This is a genomic window from Patulibacter minatonensis DSM 18081, from assembly GCF_000519325.1.
Taxonomy (GTDB): Bacteria; Actinomycetota; Thermoleophilia; order Solirubrobacterales; family Solirubrobacteraceae; genus Patulibacter; species Patulibacter minatonensis.
Genome location: NZ_KI912613.1, coordinates 3152636 through 3177136 on the forward strand (window position 1 = coordinate 3152636; position 24501 = coordinate 3177136).

Annotated in this window: 22 protein-coding genes and 1 riboswitch; of the genes, 13 read left to right on the forward strand and 9 right to left on the reverse strand. The window is 74.8% G+C overall.

Annotated elements, in window-relative coordinates; translation table 11 throughout:
- Positions 1-188 precede the first annotated feature (188 nt).
- Together PATMI_RS30310 and PATMI_RS0114570 are read left to right on the forward strand one after the other, a co-directional pair.
- Complete coding sequence (locus PATMI_RS30310; protein WP_051471688.1) at positions 189-1106, forward strand: NAD(P)H-binding protein; 918 nt, start codon at positions 189-191, stop codon at positions 1104-1106.
- Between the two features lie 51 nt (positions 1107-1157).
- Complete coding sequence (locus PATMI_RS0114570) at positions 1158-1973, forward strand: hypothetical protein (RefSeq protein WP_026911415.1); 816 nt, start codon at positions 1158-1160, stop codon at positions 1971-1973.
- A gap of 100 nt (positions 1974-2073) precedes the next feature.
- Here PATMI_RS0114570 and glpX read toward each other — a convergent pair whose 3' ends face one another.
- From glpX to PATMI_RS34705, 3 genes are all read right to left on the reverse strand, one after another.
- Positions 2074-3063, reverse strand: a complete 990-nt coding sequence (gene glpX, locus PATMI_RS0114575; protein WP_026911416.1) for a class II fructose-bisphosphatase — start codon at positions 3061-3063, stop codon at positions 2074-2076.
- A gap of 158 nt (positions 3064-3221) precedes the next feature.
- Positions 3222-4043, reverse strand: a complete 822-nt coding sequence (locus tag PATMI_RS34700) for a septal ring lytic transglycosylase RlpA family protein (RefSeq protein ID WP_051471690.1) — start codon at positions 4041-4043, stop codon at positions 3222-3224.
- A gap of 28 nt (positions 4044-4071) precedes the next feature.
- Positions 4072-4241: riboswitch (cyclic di-AMP (ydaO/yuaA leader) on the reverse strand.
- Positions 4242-4331: 90 nt separating this feature from the next.
- On the reverse strand, positions 4332-5075 hold the full coding sequence (locus tag PATMI_RS34705) for a hypothetical protein (protein WP_026911417.1): 744 nt from the start codon (positions 5073-5075) through the stop codon (positions 4332-4334).
- Positions 5076-5397: 322 nt separating this feature from the next.
- Here PATMI_RS34705 and PATMI_RS0114590 point away from each other — a divergent pair, with 322 nt between their 5' ends.
- The 4 genes from PATMI_RS0114590 (at position 5398) to PATMI_RS34710 (ending at position 10086) form a co-directional block, all read left to right on the forward strand.
- A complete protein-coding gene (locus PATMI_RS0114590) occupies positions 5398-6498 on the forward strand; it encodes a sigma-70 family RNA polymerase sigma factor (protein ID WP_026911418.1) in 1101 nt (366 codons plus the stop codon).
- 126 nt (positions 6499-6624) lie between these two features.
- Positions 6625-7800 (forward strand): type IV pilus twitching motility protein PilT, encoded by a 1176-nt coding sequence (locus PATMI_RS0114595; RefSeq protein ID WP_026911419.1) that lies wholly within the window; start codon positions 6625-6627, stop codon positions 7798-7800.
- A 55-nt stretch (positions 7801-7855) separates the two neighbouring features.
- Entirely contained in the window at positions 7856-8224 is a 369-nt protein-coding gene (locus PATMI_RS30325; RefSeq protein WP_036725897.1) for a winged helix-turn-helix transcriptional regulator, read from the forward strand.
- Between the two features lie 92 nt (positions 8225-8316).
- Entirely contained in the window at positions 8317-10086 is a 1770-nt protein-coding gene (locus PATMI_RS34710) for an N-acetylmuramoyl-L-alanine amidase (protein ID WP_051471692.1), read from the forward strand.
- 67 nt (positions 10087-10153) lie between these two features.
- Here the strand turns inward: PATMI_RS34710 and PATMI_RS0114610 are convergent, their stop codons facing one another.
- Positions 10154-10621 carry a Fur family transcriptional regulator gene (locus tag PATMI_RS0114610; protein ID WP_026911420.1) on the reverse strand — a complete coding sequence of 156 codons (468 nt, stop codon included), beginning with the start codon at positions 10619-10621 and terminating at the stop codon, positions 10154-10156.
- 132 nt (positions 10622-10753) lie between these two features.
- On the opposite strand from PATMI_RS0114610, the gene PATMI_RS0114615 reads away from it, so the two are divergent.
- A complete protein-coding gene (locus PATMI_RS0114615; RefSeq protein ID WP_026911421.1) occupies positions 10754-12649 on the forward strand; it encodes a serine/threonine-protein kinase in 1896 nt (631 codons plus the stop codon).
- 43 nt (positions 12650-12692) lie between these two features.
- On the opposite strand, the gene PATMI_RS30335 is transcribed toward PATMI_RS0114615, so the two are convergent.
- The 3 genes from PATMI_RS30335 to PATMI_RS30340 are packed head-to-tail and all read right to left on the reverse strand — an operon-like array spanning position 12693 to position 14823.
- Complete coding sequence (locus PATMI_RS30335) at positions 12693-13679, reverse strand: ArsA family ATPase (protein ID WP_169738376.1); 987 nt, start codon at positions 13677-13679, stop codon at positions 12693-12695.
- Entirely contained in the window at positions 13676-13816 is a 141-nt protein-coding gene (locus tag PATMI_RS37520; RefSeq protein WP_169738377.1) for a nucleotide-binding protein, read from the reverse strand. Before PATMI_RS37520 ends, PATMI_RS30335 begins: the two co-directional genes overlap by 4 nt.
- A complete protein-coding gene (locus PATMI_RS30340) occupies positions 13813-14823 on the reverse strand; it encodes an ArsA-related P-loop ATPase (protein ID WP_051471696.1) in 1011 nt (336 codons plus the stop codon). The genes PATMI_RS37520 and PATMI_RS30340 overlap by 4 nt, the downstream gene beginning before the upstream one ends.
- Before the next feature lie 149 nt (positions 14824-14972).
- Here PATMI_RS30340 and PATMI_RS30345 point away from each other — a divergent pair, with 149 nt between their 5' ends.
- The 6 genes from PATMI_RS30345 (at position 14973) to PATMI_RS0114655 (ending at position 23276) form a co-directional block, all read left to right on the forward strand.
- The gene (locus tag PATMI_RS30345) at positions 14973-15836 is read left to right on the forward strand and encodes a ParA family protein (RefSeq protein ID WP_084269967.1); all 864 of its coding nucleotides are present in this window, start codon (positions 14973-14975) and stop codon (positions 15834-15836) included.
- Complete coding sequence (gene ftsZ, locus PATMI_RS30350; RefSeq protein ID WP_084269968.1) at positions 15833-17293, forward strand: cell division protein FtsZ; 1461 nt, start codon at positions 15833-15835, stop codon at positions 17291-17293. The genes PATMI_RS30345 and ftsZ overlap by 4 nt, the downstream gene beginning before the upstream one ends.
- Positions 17294-17476: 183 nt before the next feature.
- Positions 17477-19108, forward strand: a complete 1632-nt coding sequence (locus PATMI_RS0114640; RefSeq protein WP_026911422.1) for a gamma-glutamyltransferase — start codon at positions 17477-17479, stop codon at positions 19106-19108.
- A gap of 147 nt (positions 19109-19255) precedes the next feature.
- On the forward strand, positions 19256-20857 hold the full coding sequence (locus PATMI_RS0114645) for a GMC family oxidoreductase (RefSeq protein ID WP_026911423.1): 1602 nt from the start codon (positions 19256-19258) through the stop codon (positions 20855-20857).
- Entirely contained in the window at positions 20854-22431 is a 1578-nt protein-coding gene (locus tag PATMI_RS0114650) for a flavin-containing monooxygenase (protein ID WP_211241741.1), read from the forward strand. The genes PATMI_RS0114645 and PATMI_RS0114650 overlap by 4 nt, the downstream gene beginning before the upstream one ends.
- Positions 22428-23276, forward strand: coding sequence for an alpha/beta fold hydrolase (locus tag PATMI_RS0114655; RefSeq protein ID WP_026911425.1), 849 nt, complete (start codon positions 22428-22430; stop codon positions 23274-23276). Before PATMI_RS0114650 ends, PATMI_RS0114655 begins: the two co-directional genes overlap by 4 nt.
- 60 nt (positions 23277-23336) lie before the next feature.
- Here PATMI_RS0114655 and PATMI_RS0114660 read toward each other — a convergent pair whose 3' ends face one another.
- Entirely contained in the window at positions 23337-23864 is a 528-nt protein-coding gene (locus tag PATMI_RS0114660; RefSeq protein ID WP_051471698.1) for a GNAT family N-acetyltransferase, read from the reverse strand.
- Position 23865: 1 nt separating this feature from the next.
- Positions 23866-24489, reverse strand: coding sequence for an LON peptidase substrate-binding domain-containing protein (locus PATMI_RS0114665; RefSeq protein WP_026911427.1), 624 nt, complete (start codon positions 24487-24489; stop codon positions 23866-23868).
- Positions 24490-24501 lie beyond the last annotated feature (12 nt).

Here is a 24501-nt window from a genome sequence, read left to right on the forward strand (position 1 = left end):
CGAGGTTCGCACATCACCGACGCCCTTCCGGTGTCCGCGGGTGAAGATCCCCGACGACCGGCGTTGGACGCTCGCGCAGGACCCGGCCCCGGCGGACGCGCTTGCCGCGCCCGGCGAGCGGGAGCGCGCCGGACGGGTCCGGCGACCGGACGACAACCTTTCCGCGCGGTCGCGCGTACTCTGCGGTGATGGTGTCACGCACGGTGCCCGACCGGATCCTCCTGACCGGTGCCACCGGTTCGATCGGGGGACGACTGCTGCCCGGCCTGCTCGGGGACCGGCAGGGCGGCGCGGCGATCCGCGCGCTCGTGCGCGACCCGGCGCGCGCACGGCTGCCCGAGGGCGTCGAGACCGCGAAGGGCGACGTCTTCGCCGGCGAGGGTCTCGACGCCGCGCTCGAGGGCGTCGACGTCGCCTACTACCTGATCCACGCGATGGGCCGCGGCAACAAGGGCGACTTCGCCGACCTCGACCGCCGCGGCGCCTGGGCCTTCGGCGAGGCGGCGGAGCGGGCCGGGGTCCGTCGCATCGTCTACCTGGGCGGCCTCGGCGGGAAGCAGGCGGAGGAGTCGCACCACCTCCAGAGCCGGGCCGAGGTCGCGAAGATCCTGGCCCGCCACGTCCCCGAGCCCGTGCACGCCCGCGCGGCGATGGTGATCGCCCCCGACAGCCAGTCGTTCGTGATCCTCAAGCACCTCGTCGACCGGCTGCCGGTGATGGTGTGCCCGAAGTGGGTCTCCACGCGCAGCCAGCCGATCGCCGCGCGCGACGTGACCGCCGCGCTGCTCGCGCTGAGCACCGTCGACGACGTGCCGGGCGAGGTCCAGCTCGGCGGCGCCGAGGTCCTCACGTACCGCGAGATGATGCTGCGGACGGCCGACGCGCTGGAGCGCCGCCGTCCGCCGATGGTCCCGGTGCCGTTCATGACGCCGCGGCTGTCGTCGCTCTGGGTCAGCCTCTTCGGCGGGGTCGAGTACCCGCTCGTCCGACCGCTGGTCGAGGGCCTCCGCGCGGAGATGATCGTCACCGCCCCGCCGCCGGACGGGGTCAACGACGCACCGCTCGGCTTCGACGCCGCGGTCGCCGAGGCGCTCGCGGACGACTGATCGGGCCGCCGGGCGTGCCCTGCGCGTCCGTGGCTGCTTGACTCCATCCCGATGCCGTTCGTCCCCCTCGTCGCGGTCGTGATGATGTTCACGACCTGGCTGGCGCTGAAGATCGTCCGGGCCCGGCTGCGGGCGCAGGAGCGGCGGGAGAACATCACGGTCGGCCGGCTCGTCAACCACACGGGTCTCGACGCCGCCACCGGCGCGGTGTACTCGATCCAGACGGCGTCGATCACGACCCCGACGGAGCGGCTCGACAGCATGTGGTCGACCGAGGACCTCGAGCGCCTCGCGCGGTCCTACTGGCTGTACATGGAGAAGTTCTCGCTCGGCCTGGTGCGGGTGCACTACGACGACCGTGGGCGCTACGTCTGCTTCCTGACCCGGCACCTGCCGCTCCTGGGCTTCAAGGAGCCGGAGTACGAGTTCGGGGAGACCCTCGGCGTCGTGCGCTGGCCGATCGACCGCGGACTCCTGATCTCGCGCAAGGGGCGGGGGAGGGGCTACCTCGAGATCGAGGTGCACCGGCGCGACGGCGTCGGGACCGACGAGACGCCGCTCAGCCGGGCGTACGTCGAACTCGAGGTCTCCGGCTTCTACCCGACCATGAACTCGGGGCTCGCCTACCTCGTCTACAAGCACACGCAGTCGCGGTACCACGTGCTCCTCGCGTACGGCTTCATGCGCTCGCTGGCCCGCGCGGACCTGGCGCCGTCGAAGACCGGGCGGTTCGCCCGGGCGGTCGAGGGCGGCGGGGGCGGCGGATCGCCGGAGCCGATGCCGCGGGCGGGGACGGGACGCGCGCCGACGGACATGACCGAGGACGAGGCGTCCTCGGGCAAGACCCCGCGCGGCGCGGCCGGCTGACCGGCCGGTCCGGGGCCGGCACGTCCGAGGGTGCGCCGAGCCCGGTCGACGACCGCCGCGATCCGCCCCGGACGCTCGGGGCGGGGGCCGCACGGCCTCCCTAGGAGATGCCGTAGCCGGGCATGTCCGCCAGCTTCAGGCGGCGGTGCCGGGCGTGGACGCGGCGGACGGTGTCCGAGCCGGCGCGCATGACGACGGACTCGGTCGTCGCGCCACCGCGCGGCGTGCGGCGCACGCCCTGGAGCAGCTCGCCGTCGGTGACGCCGGTGGCGGAGAACATGCACTGGTCGGCGTTGACCAGCGTGTCCTGCGTGAGCTGCTGGTCGAGGTCGTACCCGCCGGCGACCGCTGCCTGGCGCTCGGCCGCGTTGCGCGGGTAGAGCCGGCCGACGAGGGCGCCGCCGAGGCACTTGATCGCGGCGGCGGAGATCACGCCCTCCGGCGTGCCGCCGATGCCCCACAGCAGGTCGACGGCGGACTCGTCCATGACGGCGAGCAGCGAGCCCGCGACGTCGCCGTCGGAGATCAGGCGGACCTTGCCGCCGGCCTCGCGGATGGCCTCGATCTGCTCCTGGTGGCGCGGACGGTCGAGCACGACCGTCAGGACCTCGGAGACGTTCTTCTTGCGACGCTCGGCGACGAGGCCGATCGTCTCGACGACCGGGCGGTCCAGGTCGAGGAGGTCGGCGATGTCGCGGTCGCCGGCGAGCTTCTCCATGTAGACGCACGGGCCCGGGTCGAACATCGACCCGCGGGGGGCGATGGCGATGACGGCGAGCGCGTTGGGCTGCCCCTTGGCGGTCAGCGTCGTGCCCTCGAGCGGGTCGACGGCGATGTCGACCTGCGGGCCCTCGCCGTTGCCGACCGACTCGCCGTTGTAGAGCATCGGCGCCTCGTCCTTCTCGCCCTCGCCGATGACGACGACGCCGTCCATCGCGACGGACTCGAGCACGTGGCGCATGCCGTCGACGGCGGCCTGGTCGGCGGCGATCTTGTCGCCGCGCCCGGCCAGACGGGAGGCCGCGAGCGCGGCCGCCTCCGTCGTGCGGACGAGCTCCATGGCGAGGGTGCGGTCGGGCGTGGTGGTCATGCGCTCTTCGTCGTCAGAGGTTGGTGCCCGTCCAGCTCGTCCCGTCGTCGACGGGGGCCGGACCGGCACGGCGATCCGGGCAGCTTAGGCCGTCACCGGCGGCCGGGGCGGGCCGGGGCGACCGGGACCCGCGGGTCCCGCCCGCCGACGGGCCCCGCTCAGCGCTGCGCGGGGGCGCTCGACGGCGTCTTGACGACCGGGAGGTCGTCGCGCTGCACGAACGAGACCGGGTTGACCCCGTCGACGCCGATCTGGTCGGCGACGTTCTTCGTCAGGTCGAAGTCGGCGTCGTTCGCGAACGGGCCGCGGTCGATCACCGGGGCGACGACGGTCTTGCCGCCGCGGCGGATCTCGACCTGGGTGCCGCACGGGAGCGTGCGGTTGGCGACCCCGACGGTGTCGGCCTGGAGCGTGACGCCGCAGGCGGTCTTCTTCCCGTAGAAGCCGGGGCCGTACCAGGTGGCCTTCGCGCGGCCGAGCACCGCGATGCGGACGCTCGGGGCGTCGGCGTCGGAGGTCGCGCGGGTGCTCGCCGCGGACGCCGCCTTCGCGTTGGACTCGGGCGCGAGGACCACGCGCAGCTCGTGCACGCGGGTGGCGCTCGTCTTCCACGTGACGGCGAACCGGCCGGTGGACCGGATCCGCGCGCCGGTGGCGCGCTGCCAGCGACCGGCGGGCGTCTTGCGCTCCACGTTCACGCTGCGGCCGGCCAGGTCGGTCCCGAAGGCGCCGCTGACGCGCACGGGACGCTTCGGGTCCTTCGTCGGCAGCGCGGACCACGTGCCCGCGCCGGCGAGCTCGGCGGACGCGCGGGTCGGCGTCGGGCCCTCGTCGGCGGGGGCGGCCGGGGCCGTCGGGGTCGCCGGGGCGGCCGTGGAGGTCGTCGCGGCGTCGAGGCCACCCGTCGGGGTGTCGGCGGCCATCACGGCAGATGGGAGTGCGAGCAGCGACACGACGCCTGCGAGGGCGGTGCGCCGCACGGAAAAGGGTGCGATCACGTCATCCAGTTGGTTCTCGTTCCGTGCCTACGGGGTGAGCTGTCGGGCTCGCGCTGAACGAGTGCGCTACGGACCAGAAACCGGTCCGATTCGCCCCGACGAGCGGCCTCTTCAGGCTGCTCGCAGTGGGTCCCCCGCCGCGGGTCGAACAGGTCGTCCCGCGCTCGGCGTCGCGAAGTATGGCACAGGACGCCGGGGCGTCATAACGCCGTCGGCCGTCCTTCCGGGGAGCGGTGCGGGGCGGCCGAGGCCGTCCCGCACGCGGCGGCGTCAGCTCCGGCCGAGCCGCTTCAGGACGCCGCGGACCAGCTTCTCGCCGGTCTTCGCGGCCTCTCCGGCGAGCTCCACGCCCTGCTTCGTGGCGCCGCCGACGAGCCCGGCGACGCTGAGCCCGCCGCCGGTGCGGGCGTCGTCCGCGGACTCGGGCGTCGCCCATCCCGAGCGCGGTGCGGGGGCGGTGGCGACGGGGGGCGTCGTCTCCTCGTCCGTCGCGGGCGTGCGGCGGGTCCCGCGGGCGGCCGACGTCCCGGACGACGCGGTCGCGGGGACGCGCTTCGGCTTGGCGGCGGTGGCCTTGGGCTTGGCCGGGATGGTCTTCGCCGTGGTGGCCTTGGGCTTGGCCGGGGTGGTCTTCGCCGTGGTGGCCTTGGGCTTGGCCGGGGTGGTCTTCGCCGTGGTGGCCTTGGGCTTGGCCGGGGTGGTCTTCGCCGTGGTGGCCTTGGGCTTGGCCGGGGTGGTCTTCGCCGTGGTGGCCTTTGGCTTCGCCGTCGTGGTCTTCGCGGAAGCGGCCCGGGGCTTCGCCGGCGCCTTCGCCTTCGACGCGGCAGACCCGGTCCCGGCCGCACGGGTCTTCGCCGCCGCGGACCGCGGGCCGGCGGTGGCGCTCCCGCTCCCGGCGTCCTCCGCGTCCGCGGCGGTCCGCCGGGTGCTGCGCCGGCCCGGACGGGTGGAGGGCAGGTTGCCCATCACGTTCTCTCCGGGTGCCTGCTCGTCGGGGCCGTCCGTGTCCGCCATCGTGCCCGGATGGTGGCGCATCGGGCCGTCGGACCGCTCCGCGAGTGCGATACGGCACACGACCGCCCGATCGGGTGCGAATCCGTCTGCAGGGGTGCACCTTTTCGCAGTTGCGGGTGTATTGGAGATCGAGGACGCCGCACCCGGTGTCGCTCCCGCGTCGCACGCGGGATGGTGGGTATCGGGCGTGGTAGACTCCCGGAACGCTGTCGGTAGCCTGGGCCGCTTGCGCCTTTCACCTGATTCGGCCGACGCACTCCTCTTCCTAATGCATTTTCCGTCCCGCCCTCGCCCGGCGGGACGCCGATGGGACGCCTCATATATGTCTGCAGTCGAACTCCAGGAACTCGAAGAGGTCAAGACGCTGGTCCACCGCGGCCAGACGCTCGGGGTGCTCACCCACGCGGAGGTCAAGAAGGCCATCGCTGAGCTCGACTTCGACGACTCCGACGTCGAGGAGCTCAACACCTACCTCGAGAAGATCGAGATCGAGCTCGTCGACGAGATCGATCCCGCGCAGGCCGACCAGGTCGAGCGCGCCCCCGAGAAGCGCACCCGCAAGAAGCGCGTCGCGACGCCGCTGGACCTGCGGCCCGACATGACGACGGACAGCCTCCAGCTGTTCCTGAAGGACATCGGCAAGGTCCGCCTCCTGACCGCGGCGGAGGAGGTCGACCTCGCCAAGCGCATCGAGCGCGGCGATCTCGACGCGAAGCAGAAGATGGTCGAGTCGAACCTCCGCCTCGTCGTCTCGATCGCGAAGAACTACCGCAACCAGGGCCTGCCGTTCCTCGACCTGATCCAGGAGGGCACGCTGGGCCTCGTCCGCGCGGCGGAGAAGTTCGACTACCGCAAGGGCTTCAAGTTCTCCACGTACGCCACGTGGTGGATCCGTCAGGCGATCGCCCGCGCCCTGGCCGACAAGGCCCGGACGATCCGCATCCCGGTCCACGTCGTCGAGAAGCTCAACAAGATCGGCCGCGCCGAGCGCAAGCTCGTCACGGAGCTCGGTCGCGAGCCCACCCCGGAGGAGATCGCCGAGGTCACCGGCATCGACCCCGAGGAGGTCGAGTCGATCAAGCGCTCCGCCCAGGCCCCGGTCTCGCTGGAGAAGCCGGTCGGTGACGAGGAGGAGTCCGAGTTCGGCCAGTTCATCGCCGACGAGCGTGCGGAGTCCCCGTACGAGCGCGCGGCGGAGATCCTCACGAAGGAGCACCTCCGCGAGGCCCTCGAGAACCTGAGCTACCGCGAGCGCCGCGTCCTCGAGCTCCGCTACGGGCTCGGCGGCGAGAAGCCGTGCACGCTGGACGAGGTGGGCCACCGCTTCAACGTCACGCGCGAGCGGATCCGCCAGATCGAGAACCAGTCGCTGAAGAAGCTGCAGAGCCTCGCGGAGGCCCAGAAGCTGCGGGACGTGGCGTAGCCACGCCGTAGTCGCGACACGTCGAGGGGCGCCGAGAGGCGCCCTTCGTCGTTCCCGGGGTCGGCGAAACGTCCACGACGTCCGTCCGGGCTGGCGGACGCCGGCGGGCGCGCCGATCCGGACCCCATGTCCCTCGATCTCCGTGCCTGCCTGACCGCCCTCGTCGCGGGCGGCGGATCCGACCTGCACCTGAAGGTCGGCCGGCCGCCCCTCGGACGCTTCGACGGGGTCCTGCGCCCGATCCTCCCCGGTCAGGAGCCGGCGACGGCGGAGGACACCGAGGAGGCGCTGCGGCACATGCTCAAGGACGAGGAGAGCGCCCGCGTCTTCGCCGAGGAGCACGAGCTCGACCTCGCCCACCACGAGCAGGGCGTCGCCCGGCTCCGCGTCAACGCGTTCCGGCAGCGCGGCCTGGTCTCCATCGTCTGCCGCGTCGTCCCCGACGCCCCGTCGTCGCTGTCGGACCTCGGGCTCCCGCCCGCGATCGCGGAGCTCGCCGACGAGGAGCGCGGGCTCGTGCTCGTCACCGGCATCACCGGCTCCGGCAAGTCGACGACCCTCGCCGGGATGATCGATCGGATCAACCGGGCCAAGCCGTGTCACGTCGTCACGATCGAGGACCCGATCGAGATGCTGCACCAGGACCGCGTCGCGGTCATCAACCAGCGCGAGGTCGGCAGCGACACCGGGTCGTTCGGCCAGGCGCTGCGCCGCGTCCTGCGCCAGGACCCGGACGTCATCCTCATCGGCGAGCTCCGCGACGAGGAGACCGTCCGCGCCGCGCTGTCGGCCGCCGAAACCGGCCACCTCGTCCTCTCGACCGTCCACACGATCGACGCCGCCGAGGCCGTCGGGCGCCTCGTCGGGTTCTTCCCGCCCCACCAGCACACCCAGATCCGCGAGATGCTCGCCACGACGCTGCAAGGCGTCGTCTCGCAGCGCCTCGTGCCGCTCGCCGAGGGCAAGGGGCGCATGGCGGTCTGCGAGATCCTCCGCGCCACCGGGCTCGTGAAGGACATCCTCCGCGACGCCGGCCGCACCGGCGAGCTCAACGCCGTGATCGCCGAGGGCGCGCACTACGGGATGCAGACCTTCGACCAGGCGCTCTGCCGCTTCGTCCTCGACGGCGTCGTCGACCGGGCCGACGCGATGCGCGCCGCCGCCCGGCCGCACGACCTCGACCTGCTGCTGCGGGCCGACGGACGGGCCGGCACCTCGATGGCGGACGTCGCCGACCAGGCCCGCCGCGGCGCCCGCGACACGGGCACCGATCCGCTCGTCCCCGCGCTGCCCGTCGTCTAGGGGTCCGCGGGTGCGACGCAGCGGGGCGGGCCGCTTCATTCGGTAAAGTGTCGGCATGGCCGTCGATCCCACCTGCCCGGTGTGTCGCACCGCGGACATCGTCTGCGGCAAATGGACGCTGCTCCTCGTGCGTGACCTCGCCGAGGGCAACACGCGGTTCTGCGAGCTCGAGCGCTCGCTGACCGGGATCAGCCCCCGCACCCTCTCGCTCCGCCTGCGCGGGCTCGAGGAGGAGGGCATCGTCGCGCGCCGCACGTACTCCGAGGTGCCGCCGCGCGTCGAGTACGCGCTGACCGACAAGGGCCGCGCGCTGCTGCCGATCATCGAGGGCATGCGCGAGTACGGGACCCGGTGGCTCGGCGCCGCCGACGGCTGCGCCGACGACGTCGCCGCGGACCCGGCGATCGTCGTCCTCGGCGCCTGACCCCGGCCGGGGACCGCTGGGCCGGACGTTGCACGCCCGGTTCTTCGTCGCCCGACCGGAACTCTTGCGGCACTGTGTGGTTTCCACCTCCGATGCCGCCGACGATCGACCCCCACGACCACACCGGCGCGACGCCACCCGCGTCCGGGGCCGACGCGCGCCCCTCGTCCGCGCTGACCCGTCGCACCGTCGTCCGCGGCGGCGCCGTGGTCGGGGCGGCCGTCGTCCTCGGCGGCACCGCCGGAACGGGCACGGCGGCCGCGTCGTCGGCCCCGGGGCGTCTCGTGGTCCGACGCTCCGCGCTCGGGCCCGGACGGACGACCGGCGCGATCCGGGCGCCGCACCGCTTCGATCTGCTCGGCGCGCCCGTCGGCGTCGTCGACGGGATCGGGCTGCAGGTCCGCGCGCGTCCGCGCGGGGGCCGCTGGAGCGGCTGGCGGTCGCTCAGCGGGCACGACGGGCACGCCCCGGACGGCCGCCGTGCGGCCATGAGCGACCCGCTCTGGTTCGGGGACGCCGTCGAGGTCGAGTTGCGGTCGCGGCGACGCCCGGCGAAGGACGTGCGGCTGGACCTCGTCGCGGTGTCTCCCGGCGCCAAGCGCTCCGCGGGCGCCGCGAGCACCCGCGCGGCGACCGCCGGCGGGGCGCTGGGCGCGCGTCGTGCGGCGAGCACGCGCGCGGCGGGGGCGCCGGCCACCACCCGCGCGGTCCCGACGATCATCCCGCGCGCCGCGTGGGCGTCGGGCCTGAAGACGCGCAGCGCCCCGACCTTCGGCTCGGTGCAGCTCGCGTTCGTGCACCACACCGTCAACGGCAACACGTACTCCGAGGACGAGAGCGCCGGGATCGTCCGGGCGATCTTCGAGTACCACGTCCAGTCCAACGGCTGGAACGACATCGGCTACAACTTCCTCGTCGACCGCTTCGGCCAGATCTTCGAGGGCCGCGCCGGCGGCATCGACCAGCCGGTGATCGGGGCCCAGGCGATCGGCTGGAACTCCGTCTCCACCGGCATCGCGATCATCGGCACGTTCGAGGGTCAGCCCGCGCCCCCGGCCGCCCTGAACGCCGTCGCGTCGATCATCGGCTGGAAGCTCCCGCTCCACGGCGCGCCGACCGCCGGGACGATCTCGCTGGTCTCGTCGGGCGGGTCCGGCAACCGGTACAAGAAGGGTGCGACGGTCGCGCTGAACCGCATCAGCGGGCACCAGGACGGCTGCTCCACCGACTGCCCCGGCACGAGCCTCTACGGTCAGCTGCCGGCGCTCCGCAGCACCGTCGGCGGCGTCGCGGCCGCGCCGATCGACGTGCCGACGCTGACGATCCAGGCGCCACCGGAGGCCGTCCGGTACGGCCAGACGGCCACGGTCGTCGGGCGCCTGACGTCCCACGGGTCCGGTGTCGGTGCTGCGATGGTCGTCGTCGAGAAGAAGAGCCCGACCGGGAAGTGGACCGCGATGACGCAGGTCCCGACGGACGCCGACGGCAACTGGAGCGCCGGTCTCGTGATCCGCGCGGCCAGCGCCGTGCGGGCACGGGCGAACGGGGCGACCTCGCCGTCGGTGACCCCGGCGCTCGACCCCGCCCTCGCGCTCAACCAGCCGACGAAGCACCCGCGCACCGGACGGGACCTCGCCGTCCGCGGGAAGGCCCGGGGCGTCGACACCGTCTCGATCGTGCTCAAGCGGAAGCAGAACGGCCGGTACATCACCGCCGCCCGCCGCACCGCGAAGGTCAAGAACGGGGCGTACTCGGGCAGCGTGCCCGTCCGCCGCTCCGGCCTGCACTACGTGACGGTCGAGGTGAAGAGCGCCGGGCGGACCTGGCGCTCCGAGAAGCGGTCGCTGCGCTCGCGCGCCTGAGCCGCGGCCGGGGCTCCTGCTGCCGGTCCTCGGTCGGGCGCGGGACCCGACCGGACCCCCGCGACGATCAGTCCGGGATCGTGGCGTCCGCCGCCCGGCACGCCGCACAGCGGCCGTGCAGCACGACGTCGTGGCCGGTGACCTCGAAGCCCGCACCGGCGCTCAGCCGGTGGATCGCGTCCTCGAGGCCGTCGTCGGTGAAGGGGACGACCGCGCCGCAGACGCGGCAGACCAGGTGGTGGTGATGGTGGTCGGGGGCGAGCCGCTCGTAGCGCGCGATGCCCTGGCCGACCTCGATCCGCTGGACGAGGTGCAGCTGCTCCAGCTCGTCGAGGACGCGGTAGATGCTGGCGCGCCCGATCGTGCGCTCGCTGGCGCGGAGCTCGTCCTCGATCTCCAGCACCGTGCGGGCGCACCGCTGCTCGTCGAGCAGGTCCAGGAGCGCCGTGCGCGCACCGCCGCGCCGATAGCCGGCGTCCGTCAGGCGCTCCTCGGCGCGACGGCGCCAGGCGGTTCCCGAGTCCGTCGTGCTCATCCCCACCCACCATATCGGGGCACGGTCGCGCCGCCGACGCCGTACCCCGGCCGTGGCGGGCCCGGTCGCGCCGGCGGTGCACGACCTCGTGCAGCCGCGAGGACCGCCGGGACCCGGGGAGAAGGCGGCGGCATGCGTCACCCCCAGCTGCACGCAGCGCTCCGCACCGCCGGTCTCCACGCCGCCCGCGAGCTCGCGGAGCGGGTGCAGGACGGCGACGAGGTCCCGTTCGAGCTCCTCGAGCACGCCCGGCGTGCGCGGTCCGGCGCGTCCGGACCGACCCTCTACTCCTACCGGCCGCTCGTCGGGCTCTACATCGAGCGCCACGCGGCCGCGATCGCCTCGCTCCCCGCCGTCGCGGAGGCCCAGCACACCATGGTCGCCGCGTGGGGGGTCGAGGCCTACCTGCAGGCCCGGGGCGTCGAGCGCCCGCCCGCCGACCCGCACGACCGCGCCGCCCTGGCGGTCCGGCAGTTCCTCGAGCGCCTGTTCGAGGACACCCCCGACTTCGCCGTCCAGGAGGAGCACTTCGACCGCGCGTTCGCGGAGCTCGAGTCCGTGCTGACCGCCGACGCGACCGAGACGGTCGTGGTGATCCCGCTCGTCGGCGTGGACCCCGCGATGGCGACGGTGGCGATCACCCGCGGCGTCGCGCTCCAGCGCCCCGAGGCGCTGAAGGGCGAGGTCCCCGACGCCGCGCTCACCGGCCCGGACGGCCGCCCGGCCGACGCCGTGGCCACCCTGCGCTGGTCCGCACGCCCGGGGTCCGCGGAGACCCCCCGCCGTGCCCGGGAGGCGTCCCGGCGCCTGATCACCGCGCTGCGGCTCCACGTCGTCGGTGCGACGCCGTCCGCCGGGCCCCTCGTGTGGCTCCGGCCCGCCGGGGCGCCGTGGCGCGCCATGGCGGTCGGCGGCACGTTCGCGTCGCGCGGCGTCGCGCCGCTCGACGCCGAGGACGTGCCGGACCTCCGCACCTTCGTCGACCTCGTCGCGCGGCGCCTGCCCAAGAGCGGCGAGGTCGCGTGGGCGCTCCGGCGCTGGACGCTGGCGCTGGACCGCGACCGGCCCGAGGAGACGCTGACCGACCTGCTGCTGGCCGCCCGCGCCCTGCTGGAGCCCGAGGGACCGCGGTCCGGGCGGCTCGCCGGCCGCCTGGCGGCCCTGTGCGCGGTCGGGGACGAGCGCATGGCCCTCACGCGTCGCCTGTCGCGCCTGGCGCTGCAGGAGCAGGAGGTCGTCGCCGGCAGCCGGCGCATCGACCGCGACCTGCCCGAGCGCGTCGACGAGCTCTCCGACTGCCTGCGCGCCGTGCTGCGCGACTGCGTCGTCGGGCACCTGCGTGGCGACCTGGTGGAGCTCGCCGAGGAGATCCTCGACGGCGTCGTCGACGAGGCGCACACCGACCGCACCGGGTGGCCGTCGGAGCGCAGCGCGGGGACCGGGCCGCTCGGGGAGCCGTCGTTCGTGTCGACCGACGACGACCCGTTCGGCGTGCGCGCGGAGGAGGACGAGGCGACGGCGGACGACGACGTGGAGATCACCGCGGAGGACGACCTCGAGCCGACGGCCGACGACGACGTCGAGGTCACCGCCGAGGACGACGTCGCGGCGACGGCGGAGGGCCCGGTGGTCGTCGTCGACCTCCCGCCGACCGGCGATCCGGCGGTGGCGGTCGAGGCGGTGCCCGACGACGCGACGATCGCGGCCTCGGGCGGCGTCCGCGGCGAGCAGCTCGACACGGACCCCGGGGCGGTCGCCCACGGTACGGGGGGCGGCACGGAGCCGTCCGATGCCGGCGGCGGGTCGACCCAGGACGACCTCGGATCCGGGACGGTGCCCGAGTTCCGGCCGGCGTTCCCCGCCGCGATCCGCCCGTTCGACCCGACCGGCGAGATCCGGGCGTCGCGCCGTGCGCCGGCGGCCGAGCAGCTGTGGCTCGACGTGACGTGGGACGAGCCGCAGATGGCCGACCCGACGCAGGACGACGACGACTCCACCGGGCCCTGGCCCGTCAGCGAGGCCAGCTGACGCGAGGAACCCGGGCATCGCGCGGGGCGGCCGCCCCCGGCCGTCAGCCCCCGACGAGACGGTCGCGGACGGCCGCCAGCGCGGGCAGGTCGAAGACCTCGCCGTCCAGGGCCGCCACGACCGCCGGCCGCGGATCGCCGACCGCGGCCGCGAGCTCCGCGGCCGCCGCGTGGTCGCGCGCCGCCCGCGCCCGGTGCTCGTCCCAGGTCCGGCCGACCTTGCCGGCCAGCGCGGCGCCGAGCACGCCGTCCAGCTCGGCGGTGACGGCGTCTCCGTCGCGCGCGTCGTCGCGGGTGACGGTTTCGACGCGGTTGACGACGAGCCCGGTGAACGGCATCCCGACCGTCCGCAGGTGCTCGCGGAAGAAGCGGGCCTCGGCGCTCGGCAGCGGTCCGGGACCGCTGACGACGACGAACCGGGTCCGGTCGTCCCGCAGGATCGCGCGGACGGCGACGGCCCGCGCGCCGAACCCGTCCGTGAGCGGCCCGAGCGCGTCGAAGAACGTCGCGAGGTCGCGGACGACGTCGACCCCCGTCAGGCGGGTCAGCGCCGAGAGCGCGAGCCCGGTGCCGCGGCGGGCGATGCGCGCCGCGATGCCGGTCCTCCCCTGCCCGAGGAGCGCCTGGACCGCGCGGCCCTCGAGGAAGCCGGCGATGCGGTCCGGTGCGTCGAGGAAGTCCAGCGCGTTGCGCGACGGGGGCGTGTCGAGCACGACGACGTCGAACCGCTCGTCGGCGACGAGGTCGTGGAGCCGGGCCACGGCGGTGAACTCGTGGCTGCCGCCCGCGGCCCCCGAGATCTGGCGGTAGAGCGGGTTCGTGAGGACCCGCTCGCGCGTCGCGAGGTCCGGGCTGAGCTCCGCGATCAGGCCGTCGAACGTGCGCTGCGGGTCGAGCATGCACGCCCACAGCTCGCCCGGGGGCGCGACGCCGAGCGTGGCGAGGCGGTCGGCGTCGACGCGCTCCGGGTCGTTCGTCAGGGAGCCGAGCCCGAGGGCGTCGGCGAGCCTGCGGGCGGGGTCGATCGTCACGACCGCCACCCGGGCGCCCCGCGACCGGCCAGGGCGAGGCCGAGCGCCGCCGCGGTCGTCGTCTTCCCGACGCCGCCCGGCCCGGCGCACACGACCACGCGGGCGTCGGCGAGCCGCTCGATCAGCGGGGCGATCATCGGACGTCCCCGGAGGCGGCGCTGCGTGCCCGACGCAGTCCCTGGTCCAGGCGGTCCGCGAGCGCCGCGACGTCGTCGGGCCCCAGGCGCAGCACCGGGGCGGCGGGGAGCGTCACGACCGGCCGCCGGAACCCGCGGCGGAAGCGGAGGAGCTGTCGCTGCTGGTCGTGGGCGCGACGGGCGTGCGCGTCGGCGGCGGCGATCGCGGCGTCGTGCGGCGCTCCCGCGGCCAGCGCGTCGCGCTCGGCGCCGGAGAACCGGTCGGGCAGGACGCCGTTGACGACGCCCAGCGCGACGGGCACGCCGACGCGTCCGCCGAGGGTGTCCTCCAGCTCCAGCGCCTCGCTGACCGGGAGCTCCTCCGCCGTGGCGACCACCACGACGGCCGTCTGCGCGGGGTCCGCCAGCGTGGCCGCGATCGTCGCGCCCTGGCGGGCCACGGGGCCGACGCGGGCGGTGCGCGCGAACTGGTCGGGCGCGCCGAGCATCGTCGTCGCGTGGCCCGACGCGGGTGCGTCGAGGATGCAGAGGTCGTACGGTCGCGCGCCAGGGGTCCGCCGGACGGGCTGCGCGAGCTCCCACACCTTCCCGAGCGCCAGGAGCTCCCGGAGGCCCGGGGTCGCGGCCGTCAGGCCCGTGAAGACCTTCCCGGAGCCGAGGAGATCAGCGATCGCGGCGATCGGGAGCTGGTCGCGGAGGTACTCCCGCAGCGCGGCCTCCGGCGAGATCGACACGTGGTGCAGCGACCCGGCGGCGCCGGCCACCGGGACCGCGCGCTCGACGAACAGGTCGCCGTCCTCCTCCGTCCGGTCGCCGCCGGCGCGCAGCGGGTCCGCGGGCGGGAGCAGCGTCTCGAGCACGTCGCCGCGGCGGCCGACCTCGGCGATCACGGCGCGCCGGCCCGCCCGGGCGGCGAGGACGCCGAGGGCCGCCGCGACGGTCGACTTGCCCACCCCGCCCTTGCCGGTCACGACGACGAGGCGCCGCTGGAGGAGGTCGTCGGGCATCCGCCGCCGATCCTATGGCGTCGCGCGGGCGGGCCGGTCCGCGGCCCGGCGGAACTTCGACGACCGGGAAGGAACGCCGGGGGACGGGGCGAATCAGGTCATCGCAGGACGTCCCCGACGCCCGGCCTCCCACCGTGTCCCAGGACCAGATGCCACACCACGTCTCGCGCGCCGCCTTCGGGTCGGCCCTGGACCGCGCTCCCGCGGCCCCGCGGCACGCCGTGGTGCAGGCCGATCCGCCGGCCGCGCCGGCGCCGACCGCCGGTCCGACCGTGATCGTCATGGCGAACCAGAAGGGCGGCGTCGCGAAGACGACGACGACCCTGAACCTCGCCGTCGCGCTCAAGGAGCAGGGCCACCGCGTCCTGGCGGTCGACCTGGACCCGCAGGGGAACCTGACGATGTCGCAGGGCCTCGACCCGGACCAGGTGGTCCCGTCGATGTACCACGTGCTCGTCCAGGGCCACCCGATCGCCGAGGTCACCCACGCGCGGGAGATCGACGTCGCCGCGGCCTCGATCGACCTGGCCTCGGCCGAGGTCGCGATGGCCCCGATGATCGGCCGCGAGCGTGCCCTCGAGCGTGCGCTGCGCGCCGTCCGGGACGACTACGACTACGTCTGCATCGACACGCCGCCCTCGCTCGGGCTGCTGACGATCAACGCCCTCTGCGCCGCGTCGAAGGTGATCGTGCCCGTCCAGGCCGAGTACCTCTCGCTGCGCGGGCTGGCCCAGCTGCGCCAGACCGTCGACATGGTCCGAGAGCAGCTGAACCCGGGCCTGCAGATCCAGGGGATCCTCCCGACCCTCCTGGACACCCGCACCGTGCACGCCAAGGAAGCGCTGGAGATGCTCGAGGAGCACTTCGGCGCCGAGATGTTCGTGACCCGCGTGCGGAAGACCATCCGTTTCGCCGAGGCCCCCGTCAAGGGGATGTCGGTGCTCCGCTACGACCCTGACAGTACGGCCGCCCAGGCCTACCGCGACCTTGCTCAAGAGGTGCTCCGCTCATGACCCCGCAGAACCCGAACCGCTCCAGCCTCCGCGAGGGCCCGCTGGCCGACCTCTTCCGCCGCACCGACGAGGCTCCGCAGTCCTCGCCGGCCCCGGCGTCGCAGGCGGCCCATGACTCCCGCTACCCGCAGCGCGTGGGCCTCGACGCCGACCCGGCCCAGATCCTGGGCCTCGCCGACGTCGAGCCGACCCGCGAGGAGCTCGAGGGTCCGTACGTCGACCACGTCGCGCAGACCGCGGCGACCGTCGAGGCGTGGGGCGAGCGCAACCAGCCGATCCACAACGCCTACGGCCCGGTCATCCGCGTCGTCGGCGTGGGCGGCGGTGGCACCAACGCCGTCAACCGCATGGTCGAGGCCGGCATCACCGGCGTCGAGTTCATCGCGATCAACACCGACGCGCAGTCGCTGCTCGACTCCGCCGCGGACGCGACGATCCACATCGGCCAGGCCTCGACGCGCGGTCTCGGCGCCGGCGCGAACCCGGGCGTCGGCCGCACCGCCGCCATGGAGGAGTACGACGAGATCAAGACGACGCTCCGCGGCGCGGACATGGTCTTCATCGCCGCCGGCGAGGGCGGCGGCACCGGCACCGGCGCCGCCCCGATCGTGGCGCGCATCGCCCGCGAGCTCGGCGCGCTGACCGTCGGCATCGTCACCAAGCCGTTCGCCTTCGAGGGCAAGCGTCGCGCCGAGTCGGCCGAGGTCGGCATCCGCGAGCTGTCGGAGGAGGTCGACACCCTCATCGTCGTCCCGAACAACCGCTTGCTGTCGGTGCTCGAGCGCAACACGTCGATGGTCGACGCCTTCCGCGTCGCCGACGACGTCCTGCGCCAGGGCGTCCAGGGCATCTCGGAACTGGTCACGGTCCCGGGCCTCATCAACCTCGACTTCGCGGACGTCCGCACGATCATGCAGGACCGCGGCGCCGCCCTCCTGGGCATCGGCCACGGCACCGGCGAGTCCCGCGCGGTCCAGGCCGCCGAGCGCGCCGTCAGTTCCCCGCTGCTCGAGACCTCCATGGACGGCGCCAAGGCCATCCTGCTGTCCGTCGTCGGCGGCGGCGACCTCTCGCTGTGGGAGATCAACGAGGCCGCCGAGGCCATCGGCGCGGCCGCGCACCCCGACGCGAACATCATCTTCGGCGCGCAGGTCGACGAGAAGATGGGCGACGAGGTGTGGGTCACCGTCGTCGCCACCGGCTACGACCACCAGCCGCACCTGCACGCGGCCGACGTCGAGCCGACGACCGTGCGCCGGCAGACGCCGCGCGAGCGGGCCGAGGAGCGCGACGCCGGTCGGGAGCCCGTGCGCGCCACCCGCGAGCCGGTCTCGGCCTCGCGCGGCGGCATCGCCCCGCGCCCCGCCCGACGCCAGGAGGCGGCGCAGCCGTCGACGCGCGGCGGTGGCGGTGGCGGCGGCTGGGGCGTCCCGGAGTTCGCACCCCGCCACCGGTAGCGGGGCAGGGGACCGGGCCCAGGCCCGGGCGTCGCGGGTCCGGGCCACGCCCGGGTCCCGGGTGCTCGGGCCACCCGGACGACATCCCCGGGCCGGGCGCGCGGAGCACCTGGCACGGCGCCCCTGAGCGGGCACCGACGGCCGCCGAGAGGCGGCCGTCCGTCGTTCTGGGACCATCCGCCGATGGCTCCGTCCCGCGGCACCGTCGCCGCCGGCCACCCGCGGTCCGCCGAGATCGCCGCCGCCGTCCTGCGCGAGGGCGGGACCGCTGCCGACGCGACCGTCGCCGGCACGTTCGCCTCCTGGGTCTGCGAGCCGCTCCTGACCGGCCCTGCCGCGGGCGGGCACCTCCTCGCCGTTCCGCCCGACGGACCCGCTCTGGCGATCGACGCGTTCTGCCAGGTCCCGGGCCGGCGCCCCGCGGACGCCGGCGAGCGCGAGCGCACCGCCCGCGACCCGCTCGACGGGCTCCACGCCGTCGAGGTCGACTTCGGGGACGCCCACCAGGTCTTCCACGTCGGCGGCGCGTCGGTCGCGGCCTTCGGGCTGCTGGACGGCCTGGTCCGGCTGCACGAGCGGTGGGGGCGACTGCCGCTCGCCGACCTGGCGGCCCCCGCGGCGGCGATGGCGCGCGAGGGGGTCGTCCTGAACCGCCAGCAGGCGTTCGTCGCCGACCTCCTGCACGGGATCCTCGTGTCGTCGCCCGAGTCCGCGGCGCTCTGGGCCCCGGGGGACCTGCTCCTGCGGGAGGGCGACCTGCTCCGCGACCCGGAGCTCGGCGACACGATCGAGCGGCTCGGCGCCGAGGGCGTGGCGCCGCTGCGGGACGGCGATCTCGCCGCGGCGTGCGTCGACTGGGCCGCGCGGCACGGCGGCGTTCTGACCCGAGCCGACCTCGCCGGCTACCGGGCCGTCGAACGCGCCCCGATCCGGCTGCCGTACCGGGACCGCACCGTCCTGACGGTCCCACCGCCGTCGGCGGGCGGCGTGCTGCTCGCGCTGGCGCTCGCGCGGCTGGATCGCGATGCGGCGCGCGCCGGCGGCGTGCGCGCGCCGGTGGCCGTCGGACGACACGCAGAGGACGCGGAGGGCCCGAGCCCCGCCGAGCTCGTCGCCGCGATGGCCGACGCCGACGCCGAGCGCACGGACGCCTTCGAGCAGGGCCTCGTCCGCGAGGGCTTCGCCGACGAGCTGCTGCGGCTCCGCCTCGGCTCGACGACGCACCTGTCCGTGATCGACGCCGACGGCCTGAGCTGCGCGATCACGACGACCAACGGCGAGGGCTCCGGCGTGATCGTGCCCGGGACCGGGATCCACCTGAACAACATCATGGGCGAGGAGGACCTCAACCCGCGGCTGCGCGGGGGCGAGGGCTCCGTGGCGCGCGACCTGGCGCCGTTCCCGCCGGGCCGGCGGATGCCGTCGATGATGGCCCCGACCGCGGTGCTCGGTCCGGGCGGCCCCGCCGCCGCCGGCGGGCCGACGATCGGGACCGTCGAGGCGATCCTCGGCTCCGCCGGCTCGGCCCGGATCCGCTCCGCCCTCCTGCAGACCGTGGTCGGACTGGTCGACCGTGGGCTCGGGCCGGTGGGCGCGGTCGAGGCCCCGCGCATCCACGTCGAGGAGGGCGTCGTCTACGCCGAGCCGGGTCTGCTGGGCGCGGTCGGCGACTGGACCGGGGGCCGGACCGCCGTCGAGTTCCGGGCGCAGAACCTGTACTTCGGCGGCGTCCAGCTCGTCGCGCGCGACCCGGCGACCGGCGTGCTCACGGGTGCGGCGGACCCGCGGCGGGGCGGGGCGGTCGCCGTCGCCTGACTCGGGCCGGGCGCCGCACCGGCGGGACGTCCGCACCCGGGTCGCTCCGGACCTGCGCCCTGGCGGTGGACTCCGGGAACCGCCACTCGCCTCGTGACTGTGGTCGAGCCACAGTGTCGGCCGGCCGCCCGCGGGCGAGACTGGGCCATGCCCAACGCCGACTACGTGATCGTGGGAGCCGGCTCCGCCGGCTGCGTCCTCGCCAACCGCCTGAGCGAGGACCCGGAGGTCCAGGTCCTCGTGCTCGAGGCCGGCGGGAAGGATGGGAGCGTCAACGTCAAGATCCCGGCCGCGTTCCCGAACCTGTTCCACACGGGGGCGGACTGGGACTACGCGACGGAGCCCGAGCCGCACGTCGACGGTCGGCGCATGTACGTGCCGCGCGGGAAGCTGCTCGGCGGCTCGAGCTCGATGAACGCCATGCTCTACGTCCGCGGCCGGCCGCTGGACTTCGACCTCTGGGAGGACCAGGGCGCGCCCGGCTGGGGCTGGGACGACGTGCTTCCGTACTTCAAGCGGGCCGAGAACAACGCCGGCGGCGCGTCCGAGTTCCACGGGGTCGGCGGCCCGGTCGAGGTCGCCGACCAGCGTTCCCCGCGGCCGCTCGGCACGGACATCCTCGAGTCGTGCGTCGCCGCCGGCATCCCGCGGGCCACCGACTACAACGGCCCCGAGCAGGACGGCGTCGCACCGTTCCAGGTGTTCCAGAAGAACGGTCGACGCTGGAGCTCCGCGGACGCCTACCTGAAGCCCGCGATGAAGCGCCCGAACGTCGAGGTGATCACGGGCGCGCTCGTCCTCGGGCTCGAGCTCGACGGGGACCGCGTCACGGGCGTGCGCTACTCCCGGAAGGGCCAGGAGTCCGTCGCGCACGCGACCCGCGAGGTCGTCCTCTCCGCCGGCGCGATCAACTCCCCGCAGATCCTGCAGCTCTCCGGGATCGGCGATCCCGAGGACCTCGCCGCCGTCGGGATCGAGGTCCGCCACGAGCTGCCGGGCGTCGGGAGGAACCTCCAGGACCACCCGTTCCTCGGCGCCCTCTACGAGGTGAACGACCCCGACACGCTCTACCAGGCCGACAAGCCGAAGCACCTGCTCGAGTGGGCGATGAAGCGCACCGGCAAGCTGACCTCGACCGTCGCGGAGGTCAACGCGTTCGTGCGGACCCGCCCCGGTCTCCCGGCGGCGGACATCCAGTTCCACATGGGTGCCGCGTACTACGAGGACCACGGCTTCGAGACCTTCGACGGGCACGCGATCGTGCTCGGGCCGGTCCTCGTCTCGCCGCAGGCCCGAGGCAAGGTGTGGCTCGCGTCGAAGGACCCGACCGCGAAGCCGCGGATCCTCACGAACTCGCTCGAGCACCCCGACGATCTGCGCTCGCTCGTCGCCGCCATGAAGCTCGCCCGCGAGATCGCCGCCCAGGAGCCGCTGCGGTCGAAGATCGTCCGTGAGATCAAGCCCGGGCGCGACATCGTCTCGGACGAGGACCTCGAGGACGACATCCGCAAGCGCCTGATGCTCATCTACCACCCCGTCGGCACCTGCCGGATGAGCGACACCGCCGAGCACGCCGTCGTCGACTCGGAGCTCCGCGTCCACGGTCTCAAGGGCCTGCGCGTCGCCGATGCCTCGATCATGCCCGTCATCACCGGCGGCAACACGAACGCGCCGACGATGATGATCGGCGAGCGCGCCGCCGACCTCATCCGCGGCCGGGTCGGGATCACCGCCGGCGCCGCCTCGTGACCGCGCTCCTCGACGGCCTGCCCACCGCCACCGGACGCTCGCGTCCCGACGTCGACGTCGGGACGCTCATCGTCGGCGGCGGCTTCAGCGGCATCGCGATGGCCGTCGGCCTGCGGCAGGCCGGACAGGACGACTGGCTGCTCGTCGAGCAGGCGGACGAGCTCGGCGGCGTCTGGCGCGACAACGTGTACCCCGGTGCCGCGTGCGACGTGCCGTCGTACCTCTACTCGCTCTCCACCGACCAGCGGAAGGACTGGGACCGTCCGTGCCCGCGGCAGGAGGACATCCGCACGTACCTCCACGACGTCGCCCGGCACCACCGGCTGACCGAGCGCGTGCGGACCGGCGTGACGGTCGACCGGGCGTCGTGGGACGAGGCGACCGCGCGCTGGACCGTCGAGTTCGCCGGTGGCGAGCGGGTGACGTGCGCCGCGCTGGCGATGGCGTGCGGCCAGCTCTCGAAGCCGGCCTACCCGTCGATCCCGGGACGCGAGGACTTCGCCGGCGACAGCTTCCACTCCGCCCGCTGGGACCACGACGTCCCGCTGAAGGGGCGTCGCGTCGCCGTCGTCGGCACCGGGGCGAGCGCCGCGCAGTTCGTCCCGCCCGTCGCCGAGGAGGCCGGGCACCTCGACGTCTACCAGCGCACCGCGAACTGGATGCTGCCGCGGCGCAACCGGCCCTACGCGCCGTGGGCCCGCCGGATGATCCAGCACGTCCCCGGCCTGCAGGCGCTCCGCCGCACCGCGATGTGGACGTTCATGGAGTCCGGGATCGCGGCGCAGACGCGGATCCCGCCGCTCCGGCTGTCGCTCCGCGCGTGGTCCACGTGGCACATGCGGAACCAGGTGAAGGACCCGGCGCTGCGGGCGAAGCTCATCCCGGACTACCCGATCGGCTGCAAGCGCGTGCTCTTCAGCTCGTCGTTCCTCCCGGCGCTCGTCCGCGACGACGTCGAGGTCGTCGTCGATCCGATCGTGCGGGTCACGCCGACGGGCGTCGTCGCCCGCGACGCCGACGGCACCGAGACGGAGCGCCCGGTCGACGTCCTGATCTGGGGGACGGGCTTCAAGGCCCAGGAGTTCGTCGCGCCCATCGAGGTCGACGCGACCGACGTCGGCGGCACCACGCGGCGGCTGGCCGACGAGTGGCGGGACGGCGCGGCGGCGCACCTCGGGATCACCGTCGCCGGCTTCCCGAACCTCTTCCTCCTCTACGGCCCGAACACGAACCTCGGCTTCGGCTCGATCGTCGTGATGATCGAGGCGCAGGTCGGGTACGTCCTCGACGCGCTGCGGAAGCTGCGGACGAGCGGGATCGCCGCGCTGGCGCTCCGCGGCGACGTCCAGCGCGTGTCGACGGACGACGTGCAGGACCGGCTGCGCCGCTCGGTGTGGTCGAGTTGCGATTCCTGGTACCGCCAGGGGAAGGACGGACGCATCGTGAACAACTGGCCCGGCCAGATGGTCGAGTACCGGCGCCACACGCGCGAGGTCGACCTCGACGAGTACGAGCCGATCGGCCGGGCCGAGGAGCTCGTCCGCGGGGCCGACGTCGCGGTGGCCGGCCGATGAGCACCACCGACCGCGCGGCCGCGGCGACCGGGACCGGGACCATGCAGGCACCGGAGATCCACCACCACCGCGAGGGCGCCGGCGAGCCGCTCGTCCTGATCCACGGGATCGGGCACCACTGGCAGGCGTGGGCGCCGGTGATCCCGGAGCTCGCTCGCGAGTTCGACGTCCTCGCCTGCGACTCGCCCGGCTTCGGGCGCTCGCCCGGGCTGCCGGAGGACGTGCCGCGGACGATCCCCGCCTACGCCGACGCGTTCGCCGCCTGGATCGCCGAGCGCGGTCTCGACCGCCCGCACGTCGCCGGCAACTCGATGGGTGGCGCGATCGCCCTGGAGCTCGCCCGGCGCGGCGTCGTCCGCTCGGCCCACGCGGTGTCGCCCGCGGGCTTCTGGTCGGCCGGGGAGCGCCGGTACGCGCAGGCGTCGCTCGCGCTCCTGGCCGGGCTCCCGAAGGTGTCGCGCCCGGCCGTGTCGCGGCTGATCCGCACGCGGGCCGGTCGGACCGCGCTGGCCGGGACGCTCTACGGACGGCCGTGGCAGGTGCCCGCCGACGAGGCCGAGGCCACCCTCCGGGACGCGTGGGGCGCGCCGGCTTTCGACGCCGCGCTGCGCGGCTTCGACGCCTACGACTTCGCGGACGGCGACGGCCTGCCGGACGACGTCCCCGTCACCGTGTCGTGGGGCTCGCGCGACCTGCTGCTCCCGTACCGGTCTCAGTCCGCGCGCGCCCGCTCGGCCCTGCCGCAGGCCCGCCACGTGACGCTCCACGGCTGCGGGCACGTGCCGTTCACGGACGATCCGGGCGTCTGCGCGGCGGTCATCCGCAAGGCCGCGGGGCGGCGCTGACCGGCGCCTGGCGGCTGATCGGCGGCGGGCGTCCCGCCCCGACCGGCCGGCCGGACGCGGTCAGAGCGCGAGCTTGAAGCCGACGTGGGTCGGCTCGAACCCCATGGCGGCGTAGAATCGGTGGGCGTCGGGGCGGAACGTCCCGCTGGTCAGTTGGACGAGGCCGCAACCGCGCTCCCGTGCCCGCCGGATCGCGTGCTCGATGAGCGCGCGGCCCACGCCCCGGCGCTGCTCGGACGACGCCACGTGCATCGTCTCCAGCTGCGCCCGCTCGCCGTCGCGGGCGAACTCGGGCAGGAACGACAGCTGGACGACGCCCACGACCGTCCCGTCGCGGTCCGCGACGACGAGGTCGTGGTCGTCCGCGCCGACGATGCGGCGGAAGCCGGCGCGCTGGCCGTCCGTCGGCCAGGTCCCGGGGACGCGGCCGCGCGTGATCTCGTCCGCGCCGATCAGCGCCAGGACGGCCTCCTCGTCGGCGAGCGTCGCCGACCGGATCGCGACGTCGTCGTCGGCCTCGACCGGAGCGTCCGGGGAAGGCGATCCGCCGGCGTGCTGCGCCGACGCACCGGTGGCGTCGGCCGGCACCTCAGCCGAAGCGGACGACGCCGTTGCTCGCCCCGCGCACCTCGGCGAGGTCCGCGAACTCGAGCCGCTTGAGCGCCGCCCGCAGGAGGGCCAGGAGCTGCCGCAGCCGCGCGTTCTCCGACCGCGCCTCGAGCAGCTGCTGCTTGGCGTCGGGAGCGAACTCGACGGAGGCCGCGAGGTCGTACGAGCTGGCGGCGACGAGCTCCGCGGGGGAGACCTCGTGGTCCGTCGCCTGGTTGGCGAGCGACGCGTACGCCTGGCGCACCGCGGCGGCGGCGTCGTGGTCGAGGGTCTCCTGCTCGTCCTGCAGGAACTCGACCTGCGCCGAGGCGTAGGAGTGCCGGTGGTGCTCCTCGACCACCCGGAACGGGCGCGTGCCGCGGGTCACGACGTCCAGGCGCCCGTCCTCGAACCGCTGGAGCACCTCGGTGACGCGCATCGCGCAGCCCACGGAGCGGGGACCGTCCTCGTCCACGAGCACGATCCCGAACTCGCGGTCCTCGTCGATGCAACGGGCACCGAGCTCCTTATAGCGCTCCTCGAACAGGTGCAGCGGCACCTGCTCGCCCGGGAGCGCCACCAGTCCGAGGGGGAACAGCGGCAGGTCCGGATCGGCGTCGTCCATGCCACCTCATGC